Origin of the sequence: Dietzia sp. B44, from assembly GCF_014145245.1 — a bacterium.
Classification (GTDB): domain Bacteria; phylum Actinomycetota; class Actinomycetes; order Mycobacteriales; family Mycobacteriaceae; genus Dietzia; species Dietzia natronolimnaea.
Window position 1 is genome coordinate 1 of sequence record NZ_JAALEF010000312.1, and the last position, 8531, is coordinate 8531.

Consider the following 8531-nt stretch of genomic DNA (forward strand, 5'->3'; position numbering starts at 1 on the left):
CTCCGACGTCCTGGCCATGGGCGCCGACTGCTCCCGCGTCCTCGTGGCCCTGGCGGTGCCCGGGGAGACGACGATGGAGCAGATCGGGGAGCTGGCCGCCGGGATCCACGGAGAGGCCGCGCGATCCGGTGCCGTGGTGGTGGGCGGTGATCTCACCAGCGCTCACCTCGTCGTCGTCAGTGTCACCGCGATGGGCACCCTCCCGGACGGCGCGCGCCCCCTGCGGATCGACGGCGCCGCCCCCGGCGACCGGGTGGCGCTCACCGGTCAACCCGGTCGCTCCGCGGCGGGGTTGGCACTGCTGTTGGCGGGCCACACCGAGGGCCCCCTGCAGCAGGCCCACCGGGTCCCCGTACCCCCGATCGGGTCCGGGAGGGCGGCCAGACTCGCCGGCGCCAGCGCACTCACCGACGTCAGCGACGGCCTGATGCGCGACCTGTCGGGATTGGCGCGGGCCTCCGGCGTCGCGGCGGACCTCGTCGTCGACGCGCTTCCCGTCGACCCCCGCCTGGGAGAGGCCGCCGCGGTCCTGGGTCTCCCGGATCCGGAGGCGCAGATCGCGGACTGGATCCTCGACGGCGGCGAGGACCACGGTCTGCTGGGCACCTTCCCACCCGGGACGATCGTCCCCCCGGGTTTCACCGTGATCGGGACGATCCACGAGGGAGACCCCGGCGCGGTGTCCCTCGACGGGCACCCGCGGACCCCCGGGGGCTGGGACTCGGCACGGGGCGCGAACTAGTCTGGCGGCATGGCTGTCTACGCACTCGGAGACCTCGAACCCGACATCGCCCCCGACGCCTGGGTGCACCCCGACGCCGTGGTGATCGGCCGCGTCCGCCTGGGACCGGGCGTGTCCGTGTGGCCGACCGCGGTCCTCCGCGGTGACTACGGGCGCATCGAGGTCGGCGCCATGACCAATATCCAGGACGGCACGATCGTCCACTGCACGGAGTCGGAACCGACGGTGTTCGGGGAGCACTGCATCGTGGGGCACAACGCGCACATCGAGGGGGCGACCGTCGGGAACGGGGCCCTGATCTCCTCCGGCTCGATCGTGCTCAACGGCGCCGTGATCGGTGCCGGAGCGGTCGTCGCCGCCGGGTGCCTGATCCCACCACGGTTCGAACTCCCCGCCGCGCGCATGGCGATGGGAGCCCCCGCGAGGATCCGCGAGGGTTACGAGGTGGACCCGGCGATGCTCGACGGGAACACGCAGAAGTACCACGACAACGCGATGCGCTACCGCTCCGAGCTCCGACGGATCGACTGACCGGGTGGCGGGCGATCAGTCGGCTCGACCTCCGCTGGGGGAGGTCGTCGACCCGGGGTGGGCGGGCGCGTTGGCGCCGGTGGAGGACCGCATCCGGCGGATGGGCGATTTCCTCCGCGAGGAGGACTCCGCGGGCCGCCGATACCTCCCCGAGGGGGACCGGATCCTACGCGCCTTCACCCAGCCGTTCGACGATGTCCGTGTGCTGATCGTGGGCCAGGATCCGTATCCGACGCCCGGGCACGCCGTCGGACTGAGCTTCGCCGTGGACGGACACGTCCGACCCCTGCCGCGGAGCCTGGTCAACATCTACCGTGAGTACTCGGACGACCTCGGACTGTCGGCGCCCAGGCACGGTGACCTGAGTTCCTGGGCCGGGAGCGGGATCCTCCTGCTCAACCGGGTTCTCACGGTGACTCCGGGGCAGCCGGCCTCCCACCGGGGGAAGGGATGGGAGGAGGTCACCGGGCGCGCGATCGAGGCACTGGTGGAGCGCGGCCGTCCGCTGGTGGCGATTCTCTGGGGGCGCCAGGCGCAGTCCCTGGCGCCGATGCTCGGGGACACCCCGGTCATCGCCTCCGCGCACCCTTCGCCGCTGTCGGCCTCACGCGGGTTCTTCGGTTCCCGGCCGTTCAGCCGCGCGGACGACGAGCTGCGCCGGCTCGGCGTGGACGGCGTCGACTGGCGACTGCCGGACCTGCCAGAGCAGACGTAGAGCCGCGCTCAGGCCCCACCGGAGCGCGGGGCGCGCTCAGGCCCCTCCGAAGCGCGGGGCGCGCTTGGCGACGAACGCATCCACTCCCTCGATCCCGTCGGGCGACACCGCCAGCGCCGCGATGGAGTCCCGCTCGGCGTCGAGTTGCTGCGCGAGAGTCCTCTCGCCGGACCGTCGCAGCAGCTCCTTGGTGGCGGCATAGGAGGCACGCGGGCCCGCCGCGAGGCGGACCGCCAGGTCCCGGGCCGTGGTGGAGACGTCCTCCTCGGTGAAGGTGGTGAGCAGTCCGATCCCGTAGGCCCGCGACCCGTCCAGCGGCTCGTTGCCGAGGATGAACGCCCGGGCCGCCGCTGGCCCGATCGCCCGGGGCAACCGCCAGGACATCCCACCGTCCGGCGACAGGCCGATTCCCGGGTATGCCGCGAGCAGGCGGGTGTCCGGGCCCCCCACGGAGAAGTCGGCGGCCAACGCGAGGGAGAGTCCGGCCCCCGCGGCCCAGCCGGCCACCGCGGCCACCACCGGCACAGGTGCCTCCTCCAGTTGCCTGACCACCCCGTGCAACCGGTCGGCCAGTTCGCGGACGTGCTCCGAGCGGTCCTCGGCCGCGGCGAAACCGGGCACGTTCCCGCCCGCGCAGAAGTTCCTGCCGAGGCCCACCAGGAGGATCGCGCCGGCGTCGATCTCGCCGGCGAGGAGAGCGGCCAGTGCGGTGCCGGCCTGGGTGACGGCGTCGGAGTCCAGCGAGTTCCCCCTGCCCTCGAGGGAGACGGGGATGGTGAGCACACCGTCCTCGAGGGTGACGAGGGGCGTGGCGGTCAGGGCAGAGGTCATCTGGACTCCAGGGAATGGTACGGGCCGTCTCGGCCTGTTCGACGGCTGTCGCAAGGTGAGGGTACTAGGCTTGGCCGCGCCGACCGACGGAGTCGGACCGTTGGGGTGAACGGACGCCGAGGAGGGGTGATGGCACAGGAGTCGACGAGCGTCGAGGAACGTCCGTCATCACTGGACGCCCACGGGCTGCTGGGGTGGGCGCGTCGGTGTGTGGAACATCTGGCGACCCACCGCGAGGAGATCAACGCCCTCAACGTCTTCCCGGTGCCGGACTCCGACACCGGGACCAACCTGCTCTACACGATGAGAGCCGCGGTCGACAGGGCCGAGGGTGAGGAGGCGTGGATCTCCGAGGGCGGGGGGAGTGCCGGCGCCCGCGAGATCGCCGTGGCGCTCGGTCACGGCGCCGTCCACGGTGCGCGGGGCAACTCCGGCGTCATCCTGTCCCAGGTGCTCCGGGCGGTCGGCGAGGCGGCGACCTTCACGGTCGTCGACGCCTCCACCTACCGTCGGGCGCTCCGGACGGCGGTCACCCTCGTCGACCACGCGCTCAGCGATCCGGTGGAGGGCACCATCGTGACCGTGCTGCGGGAGGCTGCCGGGGGCGCCGGTAGGTCGTCGGCCACCTCGCTCGTCGAGGTGGCACGTGCGGCCGCGGACGCGGGGGCGGAGGCCCTCGACCGCACCACGTCCCAGCTGCCCGCGCTGGCCCGGGCGGGGGTCGTGGACGCGGGCGGCAGAGGCCTGCTGGTGCTGCTGGACACCATGGTCGAGGTGCTCGGGGGACAGGCGCCGGAGCGACCGGACTACTTCGTCCCCGAGGACCCGTTCACCGAGCCGTCCGCGCAGTGTGACGGGACGGACGGTGGTGCCCCGGAGTCCTCCGCCGACACCCGGTACGAGGTCATGTACTCCCTGACCCATTCGGACGACGCGCGCGCCGACGAGCTCAGGTCCGCTCTCCGGACCCTGGGCGACAGCGTGGTGGTCGTGGGCGACGGTGGAACGGGGGACAACGCCCGCTGGGCGGTCCACGTCCACACCGACGACATCGGAACGGCGGTCGAGGTCGCGCTCTCGCTCGGCCGGGTCACCGAGATCCGTGTGACGGACATGTTGGACCCGGTGGGCGGGAGCCCGTCGACAGGGCACCGTCGACGGGATGGGTCCGGGGAGGGGGCGGACCGGACCGGGCGCGAACCCGAGCGGACGGTGGTGGCGATCGTCCCCGACGGGCCGCTCGCCGAGCTGTTCTCGGGCGCGGGGGCGCGAACGGTCGATCCGGACGAGGGCGGGGTGATCGACGCGGTGCTGGCACTGTCCGCGGACGAGTTGCTGGTGCTGCCCAACGGTGAGCTGTCCAGGGCGCAGATCGGAGCACTCGACGCCGCCCTGCGCGACGTCGACGGCAACGCCCTCATCCTCCCGACGGGGTCGGTCGTCCAGGGGTTGTCCGCGCTGGCCGTCCACGACCCCTCGACCACGTTGTCCCTGGACGGCTTCGGGATGGCGGACGCGGCCGCGGCCACCCGGCACGCGCACCTGGTGCGGGCCGAACACGACGCGCTCACCCTGGTGGGTCGCTGCGCCGCCGGGGACCTCCTCGGCATGGTCGGCCACGATGTCGCCCTCATCGAGACGGACCCGGTGGACGCGGTGTGCGCGCTCGCGGACCGGTTGCTCTCCTCGGGCGGCGAACTCGTGACCCTGCTGCTCGGCGCCGACTACGACGACGCCGCGACGCAGGAGGCGCTGACCCGGATCCGCGACGGTCACCCCGACGTGGAGGTCGCCGGGTACGCGGCCGGACCGGGCCGGGTGCTCGCGCACGTCGGGGTCGAATGACCGCGTTCGCCACCACGGACACTCCGCTGTCGGAGGTCCTCGACGCCGGACTGGCCGAGAGGATCACCACGGCCTTCGGTCACCGGACGGTCGGCGACCTGCTCCACACCCTGCCCCGCCGCTACCGCCAGCACGGGCAGCGCTACGACCGGCGGGAGCTCGTCGACGGCGAGCGGGTGACGATCATCGGGACCGTCGCCACCGCAGCGACCCGCACCTACACCACCAAGCAGGGCCAGCCGCGGGAGATGCTCACGCTCACCGTGAAGGACGAGGACACCACGTTCAAGGTGGTCTACTTCGCCGGCCGCAGGATCAAGTTCATGCTCCCGGTGGGCACGGTGGCGATGTTCGACGGGACCGTGTCGCGGTTCCGTCAGTCCCTGGATCTCAAGCACCCCGAGTTCCTGGTCCTCCGATCGGTCGCCGGTCCCGGCGGCCAGCTCAAGGGCTCGGGAGACCTCGCCGCGCTCGCGCGCCTCTCGGCGGAGATCGACGCCGAGGGTGGCCCGAGTCTGTTCGACCGCCCGCTCCTGCCCATCTACTCGGCCAAGGAGAGTGTGACCTCGTGGGACCTGCTCGGCGCGGTCGTCACCGCGATCCGCGCCCTGGTCCCCGTGGTTGACCCCCTCGACGACGCGGTCCTGGCTGCGGCGGGGTTGATGGGCCTCGACGAGGCGCTGCGCAAGGCCCACCTGCCGTCGACGGTCGAGGACGCGGACAGGGCCGGCTACCGGCTCCGGTTCGACGAGGCGATCGCGCTGCAGTTGCTCCTCGGGGCCCGGCGCCGCTTCGTCGCCCGTGACCCGGCGCCGGCCAGCCCGGTTCGCGGCGACGGTGTCCGTGCCGCGATGGAGGCGCGGATGCCGTTCGAGCTCACCGCCGGGCAGCAGACCGTCCTCGAGGAGATCTCGGCGGACCTGACGCTCGACGAACCGATGAACCGCCTGCTCCAGGGTGAGGTCGGCTCCGGGAAGACGGTCGTCGGACTGCTCGCGATGCTCCAGGTGGTCGATGCCGGGCGCCAGTGCGTGATGCTGGCGCCCACCGAGGTCCTGGCCACCCAACACCACCGCTCGCTGACGGCCATGCTCGGTGATCTGGGGGAGCGGGGCCGACTCGGTGCCGCGGACCAGGCCACCCGGGTGGTGCTGCTGACCGGGTCCATGTCCACCGCGGAGCGGCGGGCGGCCCTGCTCGACATCGTCACCGGTGAGGCCGGGATCGTCGTGGGCACGCACGCGCTCATCCAGGACTCCGTCGACTTCTTCGACCTGGGGTTGGTCGTGGTCGACGAACAGCACCGCTTCGGGGTCCGTCAGCGTGACCGGCTCCGCGCCAAGGGGCGGGACGGGATGGTCCCGCACCTGTTGGTGATGACCGCGACGCCGATCCCCCGCACCATCGCGATGACGGTGTTCGGCGACCTGGAGGTCTCCGAGCTGGGTGAACTGCCCGGTGGACGCAGACCCATCTCGACCTCCGTCGTGCCGGCCAGGGACAGGCCGAGATGGGTGGAGCGCACCTGGGAGCGGGTGCGGGAGGAGGTCGGGGCTGGTCATCGCGCGTATGTCGTGTGTGCGCGGATCGACGCCGAGACCACCGACGCCCCGGACGGGGCCCCGAAGGGAGGGGACGACGACAGGGGCGGCGACAGGCCCCCGCTGGTCGCCGCCGTGGAGCTCCACCAGTACCTGTCCACCGGGCCTCTCGCGGGACTCCGCATCGGCCTCATGCACGGTCGGCTTCCTCCCGAGGAGAAGGACGCGACCATGAACGCGTTCGCGTCCGGTGATCTCGACGTCCTGGTGTCGACGACCGTGATCGAGGTCGGGGTGGACGTACCGGAGGCCACCGTGATGGTGGTGATGGACGCCGACCGGTTCGGGGTGAGCCAGCTCCACCAACTCCGTGGACGGGTGGGTCGGGGTGGCCTGCCCGGGCTCTGCCTGCTCGTGACCAACTCCCGCGAGGGGGGCAAGGCGATGGAACGGTTGAACGCCGTCGCGGCCACCACCGACGGGTTCCTGTTGGCGCAGCTCGACCTGGTCCAACGCCGCGAGGGTGACGTCCTCGGAGACGCTCAGTCGGGTGCACTTGCCTCGCTGCGGTTGTTGTCCGTCGTCGAGGACGGCGAGGTCATCGAGATCGCACGCCGCCACGCCGAGGAGATCCTCGACTCCGACCCCGGGCTCGACACCCACCCGGCGTTGGCCGAGCGGGTCCGCCGACTGTCCGGTTCGGACGAGTCGGACTACCTGTTCAAGTACTGACCACCACCATCTCGACCATCGGGGGAGTCATGACCCGCATCATCTCGGGCCGCCTGCGCGGGCGGTCGATCACCGTGCCGCCCTCGGGGACCCGGCCCACCACCGACCGCGTCCGCGAGGCCCTGTTCAGCGCGATCACCAGCCGGATGGATCTGGACGGAACCGCCGTGCTGGACCTGTTCGCGGGATCGGGCGCCCTCGGCTTGGAGGCGGTCTCCCGGGGCGCCGACGTGGTGTGGTTCGTGGAGGACAACCCCCGGGCGGTCGCGAGCATCCGCGCGAACACCGCGGGTCTGTCGTCGTCGTTCCCGGCGGTCCGCCCGACCGTGAGGCGGGCGGCGCTGCCCGCCGCCGTCGCCGGGCCGTGTCCGGTGGCCGGCGGGTTCGACCTCGTCCTCGCAGACCCGCCGTACGAGAAGTCCGGGGAGCTCGACGCCCCCGTCCTCGAGGCGTTGTCGGCGGGAGGCTGGCTGGCCGGGGACGCCCTCGTGGTGTGGGAGAGGTCCCGACGGGACCCGGCCGTGCGATGGCCCGACGGATACGAGGTGGAGTTCGAACGGACCTACGGGGAGACCGCCGTCGAGATCGCCCGGCCGGTTGATACGGTCGCCCGATGACCACCGTCGTGTGCCCAGGCTCGTTCGACCCGGTGACCCTCGGGCACCTCGACATCATCCGGAGGTCGGCCCAGCTGTTCGACGACGTGATCGTGTGCGTCGTGGCCAACCCCAACAAGCAGGGGACGTTCACCATCGACGAGCGGAAGGCGCTCATCGAGGAGGTCTGCACCGACCTCCCCGGGGTCCGCGTCGACAGCTTCTACGGGTTGCTCGTCGACTACTGCCGCGAGAAGGGCGCCACGGCCGTGATCAAGGGCCTGCGCGACTCGACCGACTACGACTACGAACTGCCGATGGCCCACATGAACAGGTCGATCGCGGGGGTGGACACCGTGTTCCTGCCGACCCGGGCGGACCTGGCCTTCGTGTCCTCGTCGCTGTGCCGCGAGGTCACCCGTCTGGGCGGGGACGTCTCGCATCTCCTGCCGGATCCCGTCGCACGGGCCCTGAAGGACCGGCTGGGCTGAGCGGTGGGGCCGGGCGGCGAGCCCCTGCGCCCCGGACCACCGGACACACCGCCGCCGCACCCGCACCGGGACCCGGCTTGCGGGCACACTGGTGTGGCAAGAGTGACGATCCGGTGAAGGGACGAGCGTGTACCGAGTGTTCCAGGCCCTCGACGAGCTGAACGCGATGATCGAGGATGCCCGCAGTCTGCCCATGACCGCGAACTGCGTGGTGCCCCGGCACGAGTCGCTGCTGTTGCTCGATGACATCCGTGACTCCTTCCCCGGTGAGCTCGACGACGCCCAGGACGTGCTGGATCAGCGTGACAGCGTGCTCGCGGAAGCCGACGCGACCGCCCGGGACACCGTGTCCGCCGCGGATGCCGAGGCGGATCGCACGCTGCGCGAGGCCCGGGCGGACGCCGACGCGATGCTCGCCGACGCCAAGGCACGGGCCGATCGCATGGTCGCCGAGGCCACGGCCCACGCCGACGGCCTGGTGGGCGACGCCCGCGCGGAATCCGCCGA

General features: G+C 72.2%; 8 protein-coding genes and 1 pseudogene. 8 read left to right on the forward strand and 1 reads right to left on the reverse strand.

What is annotated here, in order from left to right:
* The 3 genes from G6017_RS10845 to G6017_RS10855 all read left to right on the forward strand — a co-directional run.
* Positions 1-742, forward strand: a 742-nt coding sequence (locus tag G6017_RS10845; protein ID WP_182617328.1) for a thiamine-phosphate kinase, incomplete at its 5' end; no start/stop codon positions are given.
* Between the two features lie 9 nt (positions 743-751).
* The gene (locus G6017_RS10850; protein WP_182611202.1) at positions 752-1273 is read left to right on the forward strand and encodes a gamma carbonic anhydrase family protein; all 522 of its coding nucleotides are present in this window, start codon (positions 752-754) and stop codon (positions 1271-1273) included.
* A 4-nt stretch (positions 1274-1277) separates the two neighbouring features.
* Complete coding sequence (locus G6017_RS10855) at positions 1278-1988, forward strand: uracil-DNA glycosylase (protein ID WP_182611201.1); 711 nt, start codon at positions 1278-1280, stop codon at positions 1986-1988.
* 36 nt (positions 1989-2024) lie between these two features.
* Here G6017_RS10855 and G6017_RS10860 read toward each other — a convergent pair whose 3' ends face one another.
* Positions 2025-2819 (reverse strand): enoyl-CoA hydratase-related protein, encoded by a 795-nt coding sequence (locus tag G6017_RS10860; protein ID WP_182617330.1) that lies wholly within the window; start codon positions 2817-2819, stop codon positions 2025-2027.
* A gap of 129 nt (positions 2820-2948) precedes the next feature.
* Between G6017_RS10860 and fakA the strand changes: the two genes are divergently transcribed.
* The 5 genes and pseudogenes from fakA to G6017_RS10885 form a co-directional block, all read left to right on the forward strand.
* Positions 2949-4664, forward strand: a complete 1716-nt coding sequence (fakA, locus tag G6017_RS10865) for a fatty acid kinase ATP-binding subunit FakA (RefSeq protein ID WP_182617332.1) — start codon at positions 2949-2951, stop codon at positions 4662-4664.
* Positions 4661-6937: an ATP-dependent DNA helicase RecG gene (gene recG, locus G6017_RS10870; RefSeq protein WP_182610808.1), complete on the forward strand. Its 2277-nt coding sequence runs from the start codon at positions 4661-4663 to the stop codon at positions 6935-6937. The genes fakA and recG overlap by 4 nt, the downstream gene beginning before the upstream one ends.
* A 29-nt stretch (positions 6938-6966) precedes the next feature.
* A complete protein-coding gene (rsmD, locus tag G6017_RS10875; protein WP_182610807.1) occupies positions 6967-7554 on the forward strand; it encodes a 16S rRNA (guanine(966)-N(2))-methyltransferase RsmD in 588 nt (195 codons plus the stop codon).
* Positions 7551-8024, forward strand: coding sequence for a pantetheine-phosphate adenylyltransferase (gene coaD, locus G6017_RS10880; protein ID WP_182610806.1), 474 nt, complete (start codon positions 7551-7553; stop codon positions 8022-8024). Before rsmD ends, coaD begins: the two co-directional genes overlap by 4 nt.
* A gap of 127 nt (positions 8025-8151) precedes the next feature.
* Positions 8152-8531: pseudogene (locus G6017_RS10885) on the forward strand (DivIVA domain-containing protein); the annotation flags it as partial.

What these genes read in the sequence shown, in the direction of transcription:
- G6017_RS10850 (WP_182611202.1), top strand. Translation starts at nt 752, where the DNA reads ATGGCTGTCTACGCACTCGGAGACCTCGAACCCGACATCGCCCCCGAC.
- G6017_RS10860 (WP_182617330.1), bottom strand. Translation starts at nt 2,819, where the DNA reads ATGACCTCTGCCCTGACCGCCACGCCCCTCGTCACCCTCGAGGACGGT.
- fakA (WP_182617332.1), top strand. Translation starts at nt 2,949, where the DNA reads ATGGCACAGGAGTCGACGAGCGTCGAGGAACGTCCGTCATCACTGGAC.
- recG (WP_182610808.1), top strand. Translation starts at nt 4,661, where the DNA reads ATGACCGCGTTCGCCACCACGGACACTCCGCTGTCGGAGGTCCTCGAC.
- rsmD (WP_182610807.1), top strand. Translation starts at nt 6,967, where the DNA reads ATGACCCGCATCATCTCGGGCCGCCTGCGCGGGCGGTCGATCACCGTG.
- coaD (WP_182610806.1), top strand. Translation starts at nt 7,551, where the DNA reads ATGACCACCGTCGTGTGCCCAGGCTCGTTCGACCCGGTGACCCTCGGG.